Genomic DNA, 19,683 nt, shown 5'->3' with positions numbered 1-19,683 from the left:
TTATATATATTACATGATTAGCACAATAACGACACCCCAGATGATTAATAAAGTATTACCCACCGCATAGGTAACGGTATAGCCTAAGGCTGGAGTCTCACTTCCTACGGCATCTTCCACCGCTCCTAATGCGGCAGTTGTCGTACGTGAACCCGCCGTACAACCTAAAGTAATAGCCGGGTGGAACTTAAAAACGTAACGTCCCATCAGAATACCGATGATAAGCGGGATAGATGTCGCTAAAGCACCGATAATAAATAAACTTATACCGACTTCCTTCAATCCGGTCACGAAACTGGGACCCGCCGTGATACCGACTACGGCGATAAACATATTCAATCCCAAATTATTTAATATCCAGACGGAAGGCTCCGGAATACGCCCGAAGGTCGGATGCTTAGAACGAAGCCATCCAAAGACGAGCCCGGCTATCAAAGCACCTCCACTCGTACTTAGGCTAATCGGGACACCCCCGAAATGAATCGCGAGCGAACCTAAAATTCCCCCTAAGAAAATACCGATACCCACGAAAATCAAATCGGTCTGATTGGTTGGGCGATCGGGATATCCTAAAGCCGTCGCCGCTTTATTTACCTCTGATTTCATGCCTACCAATTCCAGCATATCACCGGAATCTATCACCGTAGCGGCCAAGACCGGGATATTGATACCCGCGCGCCTTACGGACTTGATGCTAACACCATGCATGAACGATTGATTGCGTAAATAGCAGATCTTTTTCCCCACGTATTCCTTATGGATCACTAGTACGGGTAACGTCTCTGCCGGAAAATCAAGCAATTCAATGTCATTGACCTCGTCGCCAATCCAGTTCTCCTCTCCGATCACGAATTCCCGGCGACCGCTTAGAACAACCTCATTTCCGGTATGTAAAACCAAATCCGGTTTAACATCGGTTACTACATTATTAATACGGACACGCTCCACGAACAAATGCCGTCCCAATTGGTCTAAATATACCTCCAACTGCTTTACGCTTTTGCCATCCTTGAACCATTCATTACTAATCTTATAGGCCCGGAAAGTTACCGGACGGGCGGCTGGCATAAAGCCCGGTTGCTCGCTCTCGTCGTTATTTCCCATTTTAGCCTCTAGCTCTTTACACGCTTTTTTCACGTAGTCGAGTCCTCCTAAAAGACGTGGCCCGATATCACTCACTAACCATGCGGATCCTGCCGTACCGAAAATATAAGTTACCGCATAGGCCACGGGCATTACATTTACCATAGCACTTTTATCCGTATCGCTAATATTCATCTGTCCGATCGTATCTTCGGCAACTCCTAATACTGCCGACATCGTCTGGGAGCCCGCCAATAATCCTGCGGCCTCGCCTGCGTTATATCCCATAAGTTTCGCTAACAAAAAAGGAGCGATCAAACAAAATATACACATGACGGCGGCGAAAAGCATTTGAGGAAGACCTTCCTTTTTCAATCCCCGGAAGAACTGTGGCCCAACGCTATATCCTACAGCGAAGAGGAACATCAAGAAAAAGACGGACTTTAACGGTCCGCTTATATCGATTTTTAATTGCCCGATCAATACACCGACCAATAATACGCTGGTAACCGTTCCCAGCGTGAACTTCTTTATCTTAAACTTGCCAATCCAGAAACCGAGAGCTAAGGTTATGAAAATAGCTAGCTCCGGATAATGTTGAAGTAAATTAGTTATCCATTCCATATCTATTTATTTGATGTTAAACAAAAAAGATGCTATTGGAACAGGGATTCTTTGAAAGATGTTGTTACTTTTCGGGATTATTTATATAAATTTGCGACCGCTTAGGTGATAGAGTTTGTCTACCGACAACTCTATAAAAGGGAATCCGGTTAGAATCCGGAACAGTGCCCGCTACTGTGAAGCTCTTGAAAAGGAAAGCGTTCTGCTATGCCACTGTCTTAAGAAAGATGGGAAGGTTGCTTTCCGAGCCAGTCAGGAAACCTGCCAAGCGAAGTAATGATTAATTCCTCCCGGGGTTAGGAGCAATTAAGAGGATAGAAATATCACCTATATCTAAAAGATGTTGGAGACGGAATAATACGTTGTCTCCGTGGGATTGATATGTAATCTAATTATTAATATATTCATATGATGAGGAAACACTTACTATCTTTCTTCCTGCTGGTCATCAGCCTAGTTTGTCGTGCGCACGATGGCGAGAATTTTGTAGCATCCGATTTATTCGCCTCTTTACAACCGGGCGATAAGGCCGCTTTATTGATGGTACATTTTGGAACAACCCATGATGATACCCGTGCCTTGACAATCGACGCGATCAATCAAAAAGCGAAAGAAGCTTTCAAAGATGTTGAGTTGCGTGAGGCATGGACTTCTCGCATTGTAATGCGCCGCTTAAAAGCTCGTGGCATAGAGAAACTAAACCCGATCGAAGCCTTGGAAAAGTTAAAGGCTGATGGTTATACGCACATCTTGATCCAATCCACGAATATAATCGAAGGTATCGAGATGGAATCCTTACGTAAAGACGTTGCCGCCATGAAGTCTTCTTTCAAGGAAATCCGAATCGGCAATCCCCTATTGTATACGCCGGAAGATTATGAGGCAGTAATCGCTGCTATCATAAAAAATGGGGCGAAGGAAGGCGCTACATTATTAGTAGGTCATGGCACTTATACTCCAGCAACGGCCCAATATGCCATGTTGGATTATATGTTGAAGGAGAAGGGGTTCAAGAATTATTCCGTAGGAACTATTGAAGGTTATCCTTCTTTTGATACGATGGAAGCTCAAGTAAAAGCCAATGGTACGAAGAAAGTCGTGTTAATGCCATTTATGTTTGTCGCTGGAGACCATGCGAAAAACGATATCGCCGGTGATTGGAAAGAGGAACTGGAAAAGAAAGGCTACGAGGTAAGCGTATTTATGGAAGGTCTGGGACAGAATCCGGATATTCAGAAGATTTTCATCGAGCACGCCCGTTTTATGGCTAAACATAAGATGATTGATATCGTCGACAAGAAAAAAGCTTATGCGGTAGAAAAGGACTAATATGCTAAATACATGAAAAGAGTTTTGACAATCTTACCGTTGACAGCCTTATGTATCAGTACGATGCAGGCACAACACAAGAATGAGTACACGAATTTCGCCGATACGACATTCAATATTCAAGAAGTCGTAGCGACCGCCGCACGCAAGCCACGTCCACAAATCACGAAGTTGGACGTACCTATGAAATATCTTCCTATTTCAATTAATAGCATTACGGCGAGTAGTTTGGAGTTGCGAGGTATCCGTAATATCCAAGATGCGGTACGCTTTATGCCGGGCGTACGATTCCAAACATCTTATGGCGCATTTCAACAATTGTCGATCCGTGGTTTCGATCATTCTATCATGATGATAGACGGTATCCGCGATGAACGTTCGGCAATAAACAACTCTTATCCCGTACCCGATCTATCCTGTATCGAGTCTATTGAATTATTAAAGGGACCGGCTTCTGTACTTTACGGACATTCAGCCGTAGGTGGAACCTTGAATATCGTTCGTAAATCCCCGTCAGAGAAACAGAGCGTTAATGCTCGATTGGCCTACGGTAGTTACGAGAATAAAGAGGCGACACTTGGCATGGGCGGTAAATTGGTCGGTCCGGTCAATTATTACGCCAATGTCAACTTTTCCGATCAAGAGGGCTGGCGTGATAATGGCAACCGTCGCTTTTCCGGTTATCTGGCATTGCAAGCTAAAATGACGGAACGTGACATATTAGATGTTCGCGGAGGTTTTAACCGCGACTTCTATGGGACGGAGATCGGTCTTCCCGATTTAATGGCAAATGATGTATATAATGTGCAAACAGGACAGTTATATCTCCATAAAAATGAGATGCTACCGGGACTTGACCGTGAGGCTCGCTACAATAACGAGTCCGACTTTATGAAGAATCACGCATGGAACGTATCGACGCAATACACACATACTTTTTGGAACGGCGCGAAACTAACAGATCGCCTTTCTTACAATAACGACGATATCAACTATTTTGGGACGGAAGCCCTCGACTATCTCGAAAGTGATGATCCGATCTATGATCATTATTATATGAAAAACGGCCAGAAAAAATATATCTGTTTGGACAGTGTATATCTTTCTTTCCCGCTTCGCTTCTCCCATATAGCCAAGACGGTAGCCAATACGCTCGAGCTAAGCGGTAAATTCAGGACGGGTGAGATAAAGCATACGTATATGGGAGGTTACTCTTTCGTCGCCTTGAATCGTACCAGCTATTCGGGCTATAATTTAGGAGATGATGTTCAGGGTCCCGGCCTTTATTCGCATGTATCCGTTTATGATCCGCATAGCATGGGATATATGACCAGTAAATTCTCGAAAGCAACGGTTACGCATCATTATTCCAACAGCCTTTATCTTCAAGATATGGTTGAGTTCAACGAGCAATGGAAGGTATTAGCCGCTCTACGTTACGACTTTTTCCGTTATATGTCCGCCAGCGCTACAACTCCTACCGGACGACGTGAGTATGAGGAGCATTCAAGCTTCAATATGATAAAGAATAAGGCGTTGACTTATCGTTTCGGAGCGGTCTATCTGCCCCATCCGAATACATCCATTTATGCGTCTTTCGCCTCTTTCTTCAAGCCGATCCGTACGTTCTATCAAGATAACGTCATTTATGTAGGAGGTGATGGAAATCGTTTCGAGCCTGCTCGCAATGAGGAAGTATTTAAGCCGGAGAAAGGATACCAAGCCGAGGTGGGTCTTAAATATCAATTGAACAATATATTAAGCGCCAATGCCAGCTTGTTCTATATCCGGAAGATGAACAGTACGGCTACGTTGACCAACAACTATCAAGAGGAAGTAAACGGCGAGACTACCACGATGAGTGTAATCGGACAGGTGGGTGTACAAGATTCCAAAGGTTTTGATTTTGATGTCACTCTTTCTCCGGTAAGCACCTTAGCGCTGACGATCGGTTATGGATTGAACGACTCCAAGATCCGGGAGATGAAAGAAATAAAGGATCCGGAATTGATCGAGGCTATCTATGGCAATAACCCGGATGAGACAAAGCAACAATTGAATAGCCAAGAAGGAAACTGGCAGAGCAACGTACCGAACCAGACTTTCTACGCATACGGCAGTTATACCATCCCTCGGGGTGTCTTGAAGAATCTGGAATTTCACTTGAGTAGCAGTTATACCGGTAAAGTATACCGTAATACATCTAACAACTCTTGGTTCGATCCGTATTGGGTAACCGATTTCGGTATGTCTTATTTGTTGAACAACAATATTCACCTTACATTCAACTTGAATAACTTGTTTGACAACAATTATTATAACCAAGCGCTCGGACAACAGATGGTGCCAAGCATGCCTCGTAATTTCCAAGTGGCTATCTCCTATACATTATAATATATAGAACATACGCTCATGAATCTATTGACAAAGATCATGCAATTTATACACAGGATACTGGGCACGGCACTCAGTATCCTGTTCCTCGTTTGGTTCCTATCGGGATTGGTAATGATCTACCATACGTTCCCGCGAGCGGACCGGGCCGATAAACGGGCGAAGATGGATATTCTCTCTCCGGAGAATCTTCCTTCGTTAGACCAGATAGAGAAACGTTTACCGCAGAACGAGCGGATAAACCATGTTACCTTAAACAGCTATTTGGGACAAACTGTTTTTCATCTCCGGACGGAGAAAGGGAGCTATGATATTCCTGCCGACTCGACGGAAAGATTACCCGTAATCGACTGGAATCATATCCAACGTGTGGCATCACTATGGAATACCTCTTCCATAGCGAAGGTAGATTCCTTGTACACCTTGGACCAATGGATTCCATTCGGTCGTTTAAAAGAGGAATTTCCGATCTATAAATTCCATTTCGCCGATCCGGAACGACATGAATTATACATATCCTCTAAATCCGGGGAGGTTTTGCAATATACGGATAAAAACAGTCGTTTCTGGGCTTGGCTCGGGGCGATCCCTCATTGGGTCTATTTCACTTCCTTGCGGCAAGACGCTGAATTATGGATAAAGGTAGTTGTCTGGTTATCCGGAATCGGGTGCGTTATGTGTATCGCCGGGATCTATTTAGGAATACGGGATTTCCGGTTAGCGAGGAGACGTCATTTGATTTCCCCTTATAAGAAGTTCTGGTATAAATGGCATCATATTCTTGGGGTGTTATTCGGTTTATTTGTCCTCACCTTCTGCTTTAGTGGTATGATGTCTTTGGCTCGTGTACAGGATTGGGGGTTGAAAGCCAAGCTCGATATAAACCCGGTTCAAGAACTGCGGAAGATGGCTCCTTCCCCACTCGATTATCCGTTGGATTACAGGGCGGTCGTACAAGCCTATCCCGGCCAGATCCGTCAATTGGAATGGAGTAGTTTTGGTGATATACCCTTTTACATCGTACAAACAGACACGAAGGATATTGTCGTGAACGCAAATAAGAGTGACGGGATATCTTTATTGAACCTGCGACCGGAAGAAATCCGTTCCGTATTGTCTCAGATACATGGTATCGGGACCACGGCTGATATCAAACTGTTGGATGCTTATGATACGTATTATATCTCACGAAAAAGGAATTTAGAACTCCCGGTCTGGAAAGTATCTATTCAAGACGTGGATAATAGTTGTTATTACATTAATCCCCGTAATGGACAATACCGTTATGTAAATACGCCGTCTCGTTGGAACCATTGGATGTATCCGGCATTGCATAGCTTGAATCTGAAATTCTTGGTAGATCATCCGGTCTTATGGAATATCGTGATGTGGGGAACCATGTTGGGAGGCACGTTCGTTTCCTTATCCGGTGTATGGCTTGCGATAAAATATATCAGGCGAAAAGCGAGAAGAAAGAAGTAAAGCCTGTATATTTGTATTATATTTATTGAGAACATTGTATTATAAAATAGATTTGAATGAATAAAGGCAAGATTATAGTCGCCGGAATCGGCCCCGGTAGCGAGGCCGATATAACGCCTGCGGTTTTGGCCGCTATCCAAAGCTCGGATGTCATCATAGGATATAAATATTATTTCCGTTTTATCACCCACTTGCTTCGTGAGGGAACGGAATGTATAGATACAGGTATGAAACGTGAGCAAGCTCGTGCCGAGCAAGCTTTCGCTTATGCCAACGAGGGAAAGACGGTTTGCGTGATCAGTTCCGGTGACGCCGGTATTTATGGCATGACTCCTCTGATTTATGAGATGAAGAAAGAATCCGGAAGCGAGATCGAGATCGAGTCGTATCCGGGCATCAGCGCTTTCCAGAAAGCTGCGTCCTTGCTTGGCGCTCCTATCGGACATGATTTCTGTGTGATTTCCCTCTCAGACTTGATGACTCCTTGGGAACTGATCGAGAAACGGATTCACGCGGCGGCCATGGCCGATTTTGTTACGGCGATCTATAATCCAAAAAGCGAGGGACGTTATTGGCAACTCTATCGCTTAAAAGAATTGTTCCTGCAAGAACGCAAGCCGGAGACTCCGGTCGGTTATGTACGTCAGGCCGGACGGGAGGAGCAAGAAGTATTCGTCACTACGCTCGCAGATCTGGACCCCGAGCAGATCGATATGTTTACGGTAGTCTTGATCGGAAACTCACAAACATATCTTTCCGGGAATCATATGATCACTCCCCGGGGATATTATGGCGAGATCAAACAAAAGAAAATGGATACGGGTATCGGACAGGACATCATGATCCGTAGTTTCCGTACGATCGAGAAGGAACTGAAAAACCAAGAGATCCCGTTGGATAAGAAATGGGCGTTACTCCATGCCATTCATACGACGGCCGATTTCGATATGGAAAATATCCTTTATGCCGACCCGGATGCTGTCTCTACATTATATAATAAGATCAGCGGCGGGGAAGTTCCTACGATCATCACCGATGTCACGATGGCTGCTTCCGGCATTCGTAAGGGAGCTCTGCAACGTCTGGGTGTCGAGGTGAAATGCTACCTTCAAGACGAGCGGGTCGCTGAGATGGCTTCGAGCAAAGGAATTACCCGTACCCAAGCCGGTATTCGTCGGGCCGTGGAAGAGCATCCGACCGCTCTGTTTGTCTTCGGGAACGCTCCGACCGCCCTTATGGAATTATGCGATTTAATACGTAAAGGTAAAGCGACTCCGGTAGGTATTATCGCGGCTCCGGTAGGTTTTGTACATGTGCAGGAATCCAAACATATGGTGAAACCTTTTATCGGTATACCGAAACTAATCGTGGAAGGTCGTAAAGGAGGTAGTAATTTAGCGGCTACGCTAGTGAATGCCATCCTTTGTTTTAATGACGCAGAACAACTAAAGCCGGGAAGAGACGTATGAACCGATTTTATGTCATAGGGCTGGATGATAATATGCGGCAATACTTTCCGCCGGAGATATTGGAGATAATCTCGTCCCACCGGGTGTTCTCCGGAGGCGTGCGGCATCATGAGATCGTACGTTCGCTCTTGCCCGAGAAAGCGGACTGGATCGATATAAAAGTCCCGTTGGACGAGGTCTTCGATCGCTATCGTTCGTACGACGGTCGGGAAAGCATCGTTGTATTCGCTTCCGGAGATCCTTTGTTTTTCGGATTCGCCGTTACGATTCAAAACCGATTGCCGGATGCGCAAATCCGCCTGTACCCGTCATTTAATTCCTTGCAACTCTTGGCACAAAATCTATTGATGCCTTACCACGATATGCGGATCGTCTCCCTTACCGGACGGCCTTGGCACGAGTTCGATCGTGCCTTGATCGAAAGTGCGTCTAAGATAGGCGTGCTCACGGATCGGGAACATACGCCTACGACTATCGCTCGCCGGATGCTGGAATACGGCTATGATAATTATACCATGTTCGTGGGAGAACGGTTAGGAAATACCGAACGGCAGAGCATCCGCCAATTCAGTATACAAGCCGCGGCAATGAATAATTTCGTTCATCCGAATTGCTTGATCCTAAAGAAAGAGCGTGACGGGCATTCCCGTAAATTCGGCCTGCCGGATTCCGCGTTCGAGCATTTGAACGGACGGGAGAAGATGATAACCAAAATGCCGATCCGTTTGTTATCTTTAAGCATGCTGGATCTGAGAAACCGGGAACGTTTTTGGGATATCGGCTTTTGCACGGGTTCTGTCTCGATAGAGGCTAAATTGCTGTTCCCGCATTTGCATATCACGAGTTTTGAGATCCGGGAAGAGGGACGAAAGTTAATGACTGAGAATTGTCATCGTTTTGGGACTCCGGGTATCGAGGCTATAATCGGAGATTTCTTATCGGTGGATTTATCAGCGTTGGAGGCTCCGGATGCAATCTTTATCGGCGGACATGGCGGGAAATTAGTGGAGATCCTTATGGTAGTTTCCAAAAAGATGAAAGAGAACGGTGTCATCGTCTTCAACTCCGTATCCGACGAAAGCAAAGCGCTTTTAGAGGAAGCGGTCCGCCAAACCGGTCTTCGGATATCCGCCCAAACCCGTATCACGATTGATGATTTTAATACGATTACCGTGAATGTTATTTATAAATTATGAGTACAATATCAATTATTCCAATATCCGATAGCAGCCGGGTGCTTGCTGAGCGAATTCTTGCTTCTTATCCCGAGGCGAAGATCTTACCATTCGGCTCTTTCTCAAAAGAGGTTTTTCACGAATCCAGTAGTTTGGTATTTATTGGAGCGATGGGAATTTGCGTACGCAGTATCGCTCCCTTCGCGGAAGATAAACATACCGATCCGGCCGTGGTTTGTATAGATAGTACCGGCAAATACGTGATTCCTGTCTTATCCGGACATATCGGTGGAGCGAACGATCTTTCCAAAGAGTTAGCGAACCTATTAGGAGCCGAAGCGATTATTACGACACAAAGCGACAACGCAAACCTATGGGCGCTCGATACATTAGGGAAGAAATACGATTGGACCTTGATCGCCAAAGATAGCAATGCCGCCATCTCCACTTTTGTCAATGGAAAACCGACAGCGCTACTCCTTGATATACGAGATAAAGGAACGGATTATTTGGAGCGTACGGTCCCGTCTCATGTCTCTATCTTTTATTCCTTCGAGGCGATACCGCAGCAAGACTATGAGTTATTGATGATCGTCAGTCCCCAACAATACGATACATCCATCCCTACGATCACCTATATACCGAAAGTCCTCCACCTAGGAATGGGTTGCCGCAAGGATATGCAAGGCGATCCTACGGTCGTTTACGAACATATTAAAGATGTATTGCGTGATAAACGCCTGTATCCGGAGGCCTTGGCGGATGTAAATACAATCGATTTGAAGAAATGCGAACCGGTGCTGACATTACTGGCTTATGGAGTTATGGAATGCCCTTTCCACACCTATACATCGGAGGAGCTGAAAGATATCCCGGTACCCAATCCCTCGGAGAAGGTACTGGAGGTAACCGAATCCCCAAGTGTATCGGAAGCTTCCGCCATTTATGCGGCTCATGGCGGTCCGCTTTTGGTCGAGAAGCAAAAAGCGGATTTAGGGAAAGGAAATGAATATACCTTTGCCGTAGCGTTAGATCGGACGGCCTGCCGCAAGGGACATATCGAGATCGTAGGAGCCGGTCCCGGCGATCCGGACTTAATCTCTATCCGCGGACGGCAAATGTTGGAGAAAGCGGATTTGATCCTGTATGCAGGAAGCCTCGTCCCGAAAGAACTTACCTTATGCGCGAAGGCAGGCGCTACAGTGCGAAGCTCGGCGGATATGAATCTGGAAGAACAGTTCGCGTTGATGAAAGAGTTTTATGATAAAGGATTGTTTGTCGTTCGTTTGCACACGGGCGATCCTTGCATCTATGGAGCTATTCAAGAGCAAATGAATTACTTTGATCAATACGGGATGGATTATCATATCACTCCGGGTATTTCCTCTTTCCAAGCCGCCGCCGCCGCTCTTTATTCCCAGTTCACGATTCCGGAGAAAGTACAAACGATCATCCTCACTCGTGGCGAAGGACGTACGCCCATGCCTGAGAAAGAGCAACTGCACAAACTGGCTCAAAGCCAAAGTACGATGTGTATCTTCTTAAGCGCCGGTGTCGTAGAGAAGGTCCAAGAGGAATTATCGCGACATTACGCTCCAACCACTCCGGTAGCCGCTTGCTATAAATTGACATGGAAAGACGAGCGGATCTACCGTGGGCAACTGAAAGATCTCGCGAAAATCGTAAAAGAGAATCATCTTACACTGACAACATTACTTGTCGTCGGGGATGCCATCGATAATCGCAAGGGTCTATCCCGCTTATATGCGGATGAATTCAAACATCTTTTCCGTAAGTAATGATACTGATCCTTGGAGGAACGACAGAAGGTCGTGTGGCTGTGCGGGTAGCGGACGAGGCAGCCGCTACCTATTACTATTCTACGAAAGGAACTTTGCAATCCATTGAATGCGCGCATGGAATCCGTTTGACCGGAGCCATGAATGCGGAGGAAATGGAGTGTTTTTGTCGTGACCACGCGATTAAGCTATTGATTGATGCGGCACACCCTTTCGCTCAAGTGTTACACCAAACGATCGAAAAAGTATCGAAATGTTTACAGATTCCGGTGATCCGTTACGAACGTCGGTATCCACCTCGTGATGAGGACTTGACTTGGTGCGATAGTTATGCAGACGCAATTCACCAAATGGAAAACAAAGGTATCCAACGGCTACTTGCCCTCAGTGGCGTGAACACCCTTGCCCCGCTCCGCCCTTATTGGCGATCGCATACCACTTGGTTCCGTATATTGGAGCGGGAGGAATCTTTGTCGTTGGCCGAGAAGCAGGGCTTCCCCCAAGAACGTCTGGTTTTCTATCGAGAAGGTGAGGATGAGTTAAAGTTGTTGGAGCAACTCCATCCGGATGCGATCTTGACAAAGGAAAGTGGTTTCTCCGGCTATTTTACGGATAAAGTGAACGCTGCCCGCCAATTCGGAATACCAGTATTTGTCGTGAAGCGTCCCGCATTACCGGAAACTTTCTACCGAGTGTATGGTGAAGACGGATTGCGCAAACAAATCGAACGCCTATTACCCGAATTCTTTCCCTTGAAAAGCGGATATACGACCGGAGCTTGTGCTACCGCCGCCGCAAAAGCTGCTTTATTAGCCTTATTAACAAGGGAGGAACAAACAGAAAGCCAGATAACATTACCCTCGGGAGAACAGATAACGTTGCCGGTAGCCTATACCGAATGGGCCGGGTGTTCCGCCACCTGTACCGTGATCAAGGAGTCTGGGGATGATCCGGACGTGACGAATCATAGCCGGATCCGGGTTACTGTTCAATTATCTCTCGATGCATCCGGTTGTGCCATCGCCGTGGCAGAGTCGTGCCACGGTGATGGCACAGCTGTGCCAAGCCGATGGCACAAGCGTGCCACGGTAATGGCACAAGAAGAATATTGTCAAGAAACAGAAAGCGACGATACGGGAAGAGTCATCTTCCAAGCAGGTGAAGGAGTCGGAACCGTGACCCTTCCGGGACTCGGCTTGAAAGTCGGCGGCCCGGCTATAAACGCCACGCCCCGTAAGATGATCCGGCAAGAGCTGATTCCACTCCTGCCCTCACCCGATTCCGTCGCTATTGTCACGGTCTCGGTTCCCGGTGGCGAGGAGTTGGCGAAACGTACCTTCAATCCGAAACTTGGAATTATCGGGGGAATCTCCATTATCGGGACATCCGGAATCGTGCGTCCTTTCTCATCGGACGCTTTTATCGCCTCGATACGGAAAGAAGCCAGTGTCGCCAAAGCGATAGGTTGCGAGACGTTGGTTATTAATTCCGGGGCGAAGAGTGAACGCTACCTTCGGAGCTTATACGCTTCTTTGCCTCCACAATCATTCGTCCATTACGGGAACTTTATCGGAGAGACGCTAAAGATCGCTGCCGATTTAGGTTTCAAGCAGGTTATCTTAGGTATCATGATCGGCAAGGCGGTGAAACTTGCGGAAGGTTTCCTGGATACACACAGCAAAAAAGTCGTCATGAACAAAGGCTTCCTTCAAGATGTAGCGAAAGAAGCGAAATGCGAGGAGGCGACCGTAGATGCAATCAATCGGATTACGTTGGCCCGTGAATTATGGGAGCTTCTTACGGAAAAAGATCAAAATCGTTTTTTCCCATTACTTTTACAAAAATGTAAATCGTATTGCGCTCCTATCCTTCCCGACGGCGAACTAACCTTGCTGTTAATATCCGAAGAGGGCAAGGTCTTGTACCAATCTTAGCTGTAGAGACGCAGCACGCACGCTACGTATCTACAACCCCCAGACTGTAATAGCATTTCTTTTTAGCTGTTTATTCTTTTTTATTAGGGATTCTTTAAGAATACATATTAGGAGGATTTCGTACTTTTGCCCTCTAAATATTGATTAAAATAATGTTTAGATATCTTTTAATTTATATGGCCTGCCTTCTATTCGCCTTTTCCGTAAAGGCGCAAGGCATTTCCAATGACACGATTCCGAAAGAAGTGCTGATGCTGGATGGTAAGCCTATGACCGAAAAGCAAATACAACGTTATCATAAACAATTACATAAAGACTCCATACGGGCCAACAAAAGGATCTGGTGGTCTATCCTTGGCGGACCGTCTTACACGCCGGAAGCCTCCTTTGGCGTAGGTGGCGCGGTTTTGGCTAGCTTTCGCTTAAACAAGAATGATACGATATCCCAACGATCGTTTATCCCTGCGGGATTTAACATCACCTTAAACGGGACGTTCGTTTTTGCCGGTGCCGGTACCTTATTCTTCAACGAGAATCGCTTCCGTATTTATATCAGTTACGGTTATCGGAACGAACCTTCGCATTATTTCGGGAAAGGCTATGAGACGATCGAGCAAATCGAGAAAAGCGATTCGACAACGAAATTCCATAAGAGTTCTTTCCAACTATATCCCCGTTTCGTATGGGAAGTTAGGCCTCATTTATATACGGGTCCTCTTTTTGATATTAATTTCAGCAAATCAGATGATATCAACCCGGTGATGGCCGAAGATCCTTATTTCAATAAGTTCAAACGAGATTATGTCAATATCGGTGTCGGCGGCTTGATTCAATACGATACACGAAATGACGTGGCGACCCCAAGTTCCGGTATGTTACTAAGCGCGATCGCTAAAGTGTATGGAAAGTATTTAGGCGGTGCATATAATTATGAGATGTTCGAGTTAGAATACCGCCAGTTCCAGCAAGTATTTCGTCCTCGTAGCACCTTGGCATGGATCGCCAAGACACAAATCGGTGTGGGAAACGTTCCTTTTACGGAGCTTCCTTCGTTTGGCTCTCCTTTCGATCTTCGCGGATACTATTGGGGCAAGTACCGTGACAAGACCATGGCGTATGGGATTCTGGAGTATCGTCATATGTTCGGCAGCGTGGAGAAATATAAGAGCGGTAATTTCTGGGCGAAGTGTGGTTTTGTTGGCTGGGTCGGCACGGGTACGATCGGAAACGCTCCTATCGTAGACTGGAATAAATGGAAGTTCAACTACGGCGTAGGCTTACGTATCCAAATGCAACCCGGCAAGAACTTCCGCCTAGACGTAGGCAAAGACCCGAACCAAAAAGGGATGGCGGTTTATATGAATATGACGGAAGCCTTCTAAAACCAGAAGGCTCCCGTCTACGATTTATGGAAGTATAACCTTGCGTTAAAATTATCGTTTAAAAGCCGGAAATATCTTAATATCGATTTTTTTCACTAAGTTTGCGTCGTCGAAGGGGTGCCATACTATATGGGCTGAGATCATACCCTTACTACTTGATGCGGGTAATGCCGCCGTAAGAAAAACGAATGTTAGATGGATAAAAATGAAACGTACCGTTATCCGGTAGCTTTAACGATCGCGGGCTCTGATAGTGGCGGTGGTGCCGGAATACAAGCGGATATTAAGACTTTTTCCTCGCTGGGTGTTTTTGGAGCCTCGGCGATAACGGCTATAACCGCTCAAAACACACAGGGAGTGCGAGGGATCCAAGCGATCTCTCCCGAGATTTTGAGAGGACAAATCGAAGCTATTCTTGAGGACTTCATCGTAGATGCCGTAAAAATAGGGATGCTACATAACAAGGATGCCGTAAAGGTCGTATCTGAAACTTTATCTTCCTTCCAACAGACTTCTATCATTTTAGATCCAGTGATGATATCCACGAGCGGAAGTAAATTATTGGAGGATGACGCCATCCGAACCATCATTGATGAGTTGTTCCCTAAAGCGACACTGCTTACTCCGAATATTCCCGAGACGGAATATCTTTCCGGTATAAAAATCAATAACGAGGCGGATATCTTACTTGCCGCCCGGAAATTGCAGGAAAAAGGATGTAAGGCTATATTGATCAAAGGGGGGCATATTCCCGGAGTAGAAACGGTGGATCGGTTATTTATCAATGAGAATAATCCGATTTGTCTGGCCTCGCCAACAGTGGAGACTTTCAATACCCATGGAACGGGCTGTACGCTATCGTCCGCCATCGCCGCTTATATGGCACTCGGCCATTCATTGGTGGAAGCCGTACGATTAGCCAAGGAATATATGAATAACGCGCTCGTTCACGGGGCAAATGTATGCATGGGAAAAGGGCACGGACCTGTAAACCACTTCTTCTCACCCTCTGCCCTTCATAAAATCCGATGGAATCATGAATAAGCTGGTCGTAATTACTACACCTTATTTTTTCGCGGATGAAGCTTCTTTGATCGAACTTCTATTCGCGGAAGGAATGTCTCGTTTACATCTACGTAAACCGGATTGTAAACGTGATGAATTGGAGGGCTTATTGGATAACATCTCTCCGGCTTATTACGACAGGATCGTTCTTCATGATTGGTTTACCTTGGCAGAAGAAAGGGCTTTAGGAGGAGTCCATTTGAACAAGAGGAACCCGGAAGCTCCACCTTTATATAAAGGCAGTATAAGTCGTTCTTGCCATAGTCTGGAAGAGATTATCAAGTATAAACCGGTATGCGACTATGTATTCCTTAGCCCGATCTTTCAGAGTATATCCAAAGAAGGATATGGTAGCGGATTCCCCTTAGATGGATTGCGAAACGCAAAGGGCATCATCGATGATAAGGTGATCGCCTTGGGAGGAATCTGCTCACAAACAATAACGAAATTAAGAGATATCCCCTTCGGCGGTGTCGCCGTTCTCGGGGCCCTTTGGGGAAACGATCCCTCCCTTCTTGTTGCGGATCAACTCATAAAACAATTCAAACGATTACAAGTATGGCCTTAAATTATTATTTCGGATATGATGAGAATGGAAGAGTCGGTCGGAGAACAACCGGATTACGCCCTCCTTTTGGTGGGAGTAACCGCTTGATGTTTATAACGCATCGTACACCTAAATATACGGAATGCGACGAGGTACGCATGGCAATCCAAGGAGGATGTTCGTGGATACAATTGCGTATGAAAGACGGGATCTATGAGGATACCGTACGTAAATGTGCCACTATCTGCGCGGACGAATGTGAGCGAATCGTGGATTTCTGCGTAAACGATGATCTGGAAGCCGCCGTGACATGTGGCGCTACGGCTTGTCATCTAGGTAAGAATGACATTCCCTTGGATATCGCTTGGGAAGTACTGAAAGACAAGTTGGACTCCAATGCCATCTTCTATATCGGGGCTACGGCTAACACGTTCGAGGATATCCGGCTGGCCGTAGAACGAGGCGCCTCGTATATCGGACTAGGGCCGTATCGCTTTACAGGTACCAAGAAGAATTTGAGTCCCATCTTAGGTTTGGAAGGTTATCGTAAAATTATCGTTCAATGTAAGGAGGCTGGCATTGATATTCCTATCTTCGCGATAGGTGGTATTACGTTGGAAGACGTAGGCCCTTTGATGGAGACGGGTATAACCGGAATCGCTGTTTCGGGCGCGATTATCAATGCCCCCGATCCCGTGGAGGAAACCCGCCGGTTTATAGAGGAAATCAATAAGTACTAAACTAAATACATATGGCTACTAAAAAGAATATGCGTATTTCCTATCCGTCCTCGGAAAAGATTTATGTCCCGGGCGAGATCAATAAGATCAAGGTTGGTATGCGTAAGATTAAATTGTTGGACACGGTAACCTTGGATGAGCATGGAGAACGAATCTTCAAGAAGAACAATCCGGTAATCGTTTACGATACGAGCGGCCCGTATTCCGACCCCAAGATATCGATTGATATCGTTAAAGGACTTCCTCGTATACGTGAGGAGTGGTACGGTAAGCGTAAAGATGTGGTTCAATTGCCGGAATTGACTTCCGCTTATGGCCGTGAGCGATTGGCGGACGCGAGTCTGAATTCCCTGCGTTTCCCCAAGCGATACTTGCCTTTCCGGGCTAAAGAGGGTAAGAATATCACCCAGATGTATTATGCGAAGAAGCGCATTATCACTCCGGAAATGGAGTACGTGGCGATTCGTGAGAACCAGCAAATCGAGGCTTTGGGACTGAAGTCGTATATCACGCCGGAGTTCGTCCGCAAGGAAATCGCCGCCGGTCGCGCGATCATCCCGGCGAATATCAATCACCCGGAAGCCGAGCCGATGATTATCGGTAAGAAGTTCTTGGTAAAGATCAATACCAATATCGGTAACTCCGCTCTTTCCTCCGGTATCGACGAGGAGATCGAGAAGGCGATATGGAGTTGTAAATGGGGCGGAGACACGTTGATGGATCTCTCTACCGGCGATAATATCCATGAGACGCGCGAGTGGATTATTCGTAACTGCCCGGTTCCGATGGGTACGGTTCCTATTTATCAAGCCTTGGAGAAGGTGAATGGTAAGGTAGAGGACCTTTCTTGGGAGATCTATCGGGATACGTTGATCGAGCAGGCGGAACAGGGCGTGGATTATTTCACGATCCACGCGGGTTTGTTGCGTAAACATGTGGAGCTGACGGCGACTCGCCTGACGGGGATTGTCTCCAGAGGCGGATCTATCATGGCTAAATGGATGCAGCTTCATGACGAGGAAAACTTCCTGTACACACATTTCGCCGAAATCTGCGAGATACTAAAGGCATATGACGTGGCGGTCTCTATCGGAGACGGGCTTCGTCCGGGTTCTATCTATGACGCGAACGATGCGGCACAATTCGCCGAGCTTCACACGATGGGAGAACTGACGAAAATAGCTTGGGAGCAGTTCGTACAAGTGATTATCGAAGGCCCGGGCCATGTTCCCATGAATAAGATTCATGAGAATATGAAGGAACAACAGTATGCCTGCCATGGAGCGCCGTTCTATACGTTGGGCCCGTTGACGACCGATATCGCTCCTGGATACGATCATATCACGTCGGCTATTGGTGGCGCGCAAATCGCTTGGCATGGGACGGCTATGATCTGCTATGTTACGCCGAAGGAACATTTGGGATTGCCGAATAAGGAAGACGTGCGTAATGGGGTGGTCGCTTATAAGATAGCGGCGCATGCCGCTGACTTGGCGAAAGGGCATCCCGGCGCTCAAGTACGTGATAATGCGTTGAGCAAGGCCCGTTTTGATTTCCGCTGGAAAGACCAGTTCAATTTGTCCTTGGACCCGGAAAGGGCTTTACAGTATTATAAGGAGAGTGCTGTTACGGATGGAGAGTACTGTACGATGTGCGGTCCTAATTTCTGCGCTATGCGGTTAAGTAAGGATTTGCAAGGTTGTAAATAAAATACTGTTTTGAGGGGATGAGACGGGGCATGCCCCGTCTCTACAATTGAGTGATTTGTTTTCCGCATTCGTAGCCTTCCTCATATAGTTCTTCCAGTTTCTTTGTGTCGCTTCCGGTACGGCCGACTTTAATTGGGTTTTGCGGACGGATGATGAAGGCTTTTCCTTCGGCCTCCAGTTGGTCTATGTAATCCAAGACCTCGTTGTACCGCCGGTATCGTAGTCGCAACTGTTCCCGGATCGCTGGGTATTTGTTATAAATAAAGCCGGGAAGGTAAAAATCTTTCTCTTCTTTCCGATAGCCTTTGTTACGGGTAAGGATGATGACGTTCTTGGAGAAGCCGTCGGCGATAGCCCGTCGGATAGGGATAGCGTCGCATACGCCTCCGTCGACCATCGGTATCCCGTCTACATACGTAATTGGACAGAGGATCGGTAATGTGCAAGATGCTTTACAGATATCCACCAAACGTTTCTTATCTTTCTTTTCCTCGAAATATTCCGCTTTACCCGTCAAGCAATTGCTCGTGACCATAACGAACCGATCCTTGGACTTGAAATAGGTATCGTAATCCAACGGATAATACAAATCCGGATAGACATAAAACAAGAAATTCAGATCGATATATCCCCTTCCCCGTAAGAAATGACGAAGACCTATGTAATTATATTTCTTCAATAGGTCGATATTGCTAAAACGAGAGCGTCCCCGCTGGCGGGAAGCATACGAGATTCCGTTACTCGCGCCCGCCGATACTCCGATCGTATAAGGAAACCAAATATCATGATCCATAAAATAATCCAATACTCCCACCGTAAATATGGCACGCATTCCGCCACCTTCCAACACCAAACCTGTCTGACTATCTATTTCCATATATATACCTCTGAATTAAAAAAGCCATTGCTGGGTTCCCACCAAGCAATGGCCACAAAAATATAATAAATCAG

14 protein-coding genes and 2 riboswitches are annotated in these 19,683 nt (G+C 46.3%); of the genes, 12 read left to right on the top strand and 2 right to left on the bottom strand.

Features of this window, described 5'->3' with window-relative positions; genetic code table 11:
• Nucleotides 1-9: 9 nt before the first annotated feature.
• Complete coding sequence (gene aspT, locus ACESPU_RS00205) at nt 10-1,707, bottom strand: aspartate-alanine antiporter (RefSeq protein WP_036610880.1); 1,698 nt, start codon at nt 1,705-1,707, stop codon at nt 10-12.
• An 86-nt stretch (nt 1,708-1,793) separates the two neighbouring features.
• Nucleotides 1,794-1,991, top strand: a riboswitch (cobalamin riboswitch).
• Between the two features lie 127 nt (nt 1,992-2,118).
• Here aspT and ACESPU_RS00200 point away from each other — a divergent pair.
• The 12 genes from ACESPU_RS00200 to thiC all read left to right on the top strand — a co-directional run bounded on the left by ACESPU_RS00200 (nt 2,119) and on the right by thiC (nt 18,732).
• Complete coding sequence (locus tag ACESPU_RS00200; protein WP_122369367.1) at nt 2,119-3,036, top strand: sirohydrochlorin cobaltochelatase; 918 nt, start codon at nt 2,119-2,121, stop codon at nt 3,034-3,036.
• Nucleotides 3,037-3,048: 12 nt separating this feature from the next.
• Complete coding sequence (locus ACESPU_RS00195) at nt 3,049-5,430, top strand: TonB-dependent siderophore receptor (RefSeq protein WP_008779872.1); 2,382 nt, start codon at nt 3,049-3,051, stop codon at nt 5,428-5,430.
• Between the two features lie 18 nt (nt 5,431-5,448).
• Nucleotides 5,449-6,912, top strand: coding sequence for a PepSY domain-containing protein (locus ACESPU_RS00190; RefSeq protein ID WP_005856997.1), 1,464 nt, complete (start codon nt 5,449-5,451; stop codon nt 6,910-6,912).
• Between the two features lie 56 nt (nt 6,913-6,968).
• Nucleotides 6,969-8,381 carry a precorrin-3B C(17)-methyltransferase gene (gene cobJ / locus ACESPU_RS00185; RefSeq protein WP_373133062.1) on the top strand — a complete coding sequence of 471 codons (1,413 nt, stop codon included), beginning with the start codon at nt 6,969-6,971 and terminating at the stop codon, nt 8,379-8,381.
• Entirely contained in the window at nt 8,378-9,577 is a 1,200-nt protein-coding gene (cbiE, locus tag ACESPU_RS00180) for a precorrin-6y C5,15-methyltransferase (decarboxylating) subunit CbiE (protein ID WP_158532607.1), read from the top strand. The genes cobJ and cbiE overlap by 4 nt, the downstream gene beginning before the upstream one ends.
• Nucleotides 9,574-11,355, top strand: a complete 1,782-nt coding sequence (gene cobM, locus ACESPU_RS00175) for a precorrin-4 C(11)-methyltransferase (RefSeq protein WP_008772174.1) — start codon at nt 9,574-9,576, stop codon at nt 11,353-11,355. Before cbiE ends, cobM begins: the two co-directional genes overlap by 4 nt.
• Complete coding sequence (gene cbiD, locus ACESPU_RS00170; RefSeq protein WP_158532606.1) at nt 11,355-13,289, top strand: cobalt-precorrin-5B (C(1))-methyltransferase CbiD; 1,935 nt, start codon at nt 11,355-11,357, stop codon at nt 13,287-13,289. Before cobM ends, cbiD begins: the two co-directional genes overlap by 1 nt.
• Nucleotides 13,290-13,441: 152 nt before the next feature.
• Nucleotides 13,442-14,671, top strand: coding sequence for a BamA/TamA family outer membrane protein (locus tag ACESPU_RS00165; RefSeq protein ID WP_005862328.1), 1,230 nt, complete (start codon nt 13,442-13,444; stop codon nt 14,669-14,671).
• A gap of 103 nt (nt 14,672-14,774) precedes the next feature.
• Nucleotides 14,775-14,872, top strand: a riboswitch (TPP riboswitch).
• On the top strand, nt 14,867-15,715 hold the full coding sequence (gene thiD / locus ACESPU_RS00160; RefSeq protein WP_121961923.1) for a bifunctional hydroxymethylpyrimidine kinase/phosphomethylpyrimidine kinase: 849 nt from the start codon (nt 14,867-14,869) through the stop codon (nt 15,713-15,715). (Overlaps the previous riboswitch by 6 nt.)
• Nucleotides 15,708-16,304, top strand: coding sequence for a thiamine phosphate synthase (locus tag ACESPU_RS00155; protein WP_121961924.1), 597 nt, complete (start codon nt 15,708-15,710; stop codon nt 16,302-16,304). The genes thiD and ACESPU_RS00155 overlap by 8 nt, the downstream gene beginning before the upstream one ends.
• Nucleotides 16,295-17,023 carry a thiamine phosphate synthase gene (locus tag ACESPU_RS00150; protein ID WP_048927289.1) on the top strand — a complete coding sequence of 243 codons (729 nt, stop codon included), beginning with the start codon at nt 16,295-16,297 and terminating at the stop codon, nt 17,021-17,023. Before ACESPU_RS00155 ends, ACESPU_RS00150 begins: the two co-directional genes overlap by 10 nt.
• Before the next feature lie 11 nt (nt 17,024-17,034).
• Complete coding sequence (gene thiC / locus ACESPU_RS00145) at nt 17,035-18,732, top strand: phosphomethylpyrimidine synthase ThiC (RefSeq protein ID WP_288655592.1); 1,698 nt, start codon at nt 17,035-17,037, stop codon at nt 18,730-18,732.
• Between the two features lie 40 nt (nt 18,733-18,772).
• Here the strand turns inward: thiC and ACESPU_RS00140 are convergent, their stop codons facing one another.
• Nucleotides 18,773-19,609 carry a patatin family protein gene (locus ACESPU_RS00140; protein WP_224202369.1) on the bottom strand — a complete coding sequence of 279 codons (837 nt, stop codon included), beginning with the start codon at nt 19,607-19,609 and terminating at the stop codon, nt 18,773-18,775.
• Nucleotides 19,610-19,683 lie beyond the last annotated feature (74 nt).

It is taken from the genome of Parabacteroides sp. 20_3, assembly GCF_964238835.1.
GTDB lineage: Bacteria > Bacteroidota > Bacteroidia > Bacteroidales > Tannerellaceae > Parabacteroides > Parabacteroides distasonis.
Note: the sequence above shows the minus strand (reverse complement) of the source record. Positions and strands in the feature narration are given on the sequence as shown.

Bases quoted from the DNA above. Each gene is read 5' to 3' on its own strand.
- aspT (WP_036610880.1), bottom strand. From the start codon at position 1,707: ATGGAATGGATAACTAATTTACTTCAACATTATCCGGAGCTAGCTATT.
- ACESPU_RS00200 (WP_122369367.1), top strand. From the start codon at position 2,119: ATGAGGAAACACTTACTATCTTTCTTCCTGCTGGTCATCAGCCTAGTT.
- ACESPU_RS00195 (WP_008779872.1), top strand. From the start codon at position 3,049: ATGAAAAGAGTTTTGACAATCTTACCGTTGACAGCCTTATGTATCAGT.
- ACESPU_RS00190 (WP_005856997.1), top strand. From the start codon at position 5,449: ATGAATCTATTGACAAAGATCATGCAATTTATACACAGGATACTGGGC.
- cobJ (WP_373133062.1), top strand. From the start codon at position 6,969: ATGAATAAAGGCAAGATTATAGTCGCCGGAATCGGCCCCGGTAGCGAG.
- cbiE (WP_158532607.1), top strand. From the start codon at position 8,378: ATGAACCGATTTTATGTCATAGGGCTGGATGATAATATGCGGCAATAC.
- cobM (WP_008772174.1), top strand. From the start codon at position 9,574: ATGAGTACAATATCAATTATTCCAATATCCGATAGCAGCCGGGTGCTT.
- cbiD (WP_158532606.1), top strand. From the start codon at position 11,355: ATGATACTGATCCTTGGAGGAACGACAGAAGGTCGTGTGGCTGTGCGG.
- ACESPU_RS00165 (WP_005862328.1), top strand. From the start codon at position 13,442: ATGTTTAGATATCTTTTAATTTATATGGCCTGCCTTCTATTCGCCTTT.
- thiD (WP_121961923.1), top strand. From the start codon at position 14,867: ATGGATAAAAATGAAACGTACCGTTATCCGGTAGCTTTAACGATCGCG.
- ACESPU_RS00155 (WP_121961924.1), top strand. From the start codon at position 15,708: ATGAATAAGCTGGTCGTAATTACTACACCTTATTTTTTCGCGGATGAA.
- ACESPU_RS00150 (WP_048927289.1), top strand. From the start codon at position 16,295: ATGGCCTTAAATTATTATTTCGGATATGATGAGAATGGAAGAGTCGGT.
- thiC (WP_288655592.1), top strand. From the start codon at position 17,035: ATGGCTACTAAAAAGAATATGCGTATTTCCTATCCGTCCTCGGAAAAG.
- ACESPU_RS00140 (WP_224202369.1), bottom strand. From the start codon at position 19,609: ATGGAAATAGATAGTCAGACAGGTTTGGTGTTGGAAGGTGGCGGAATG.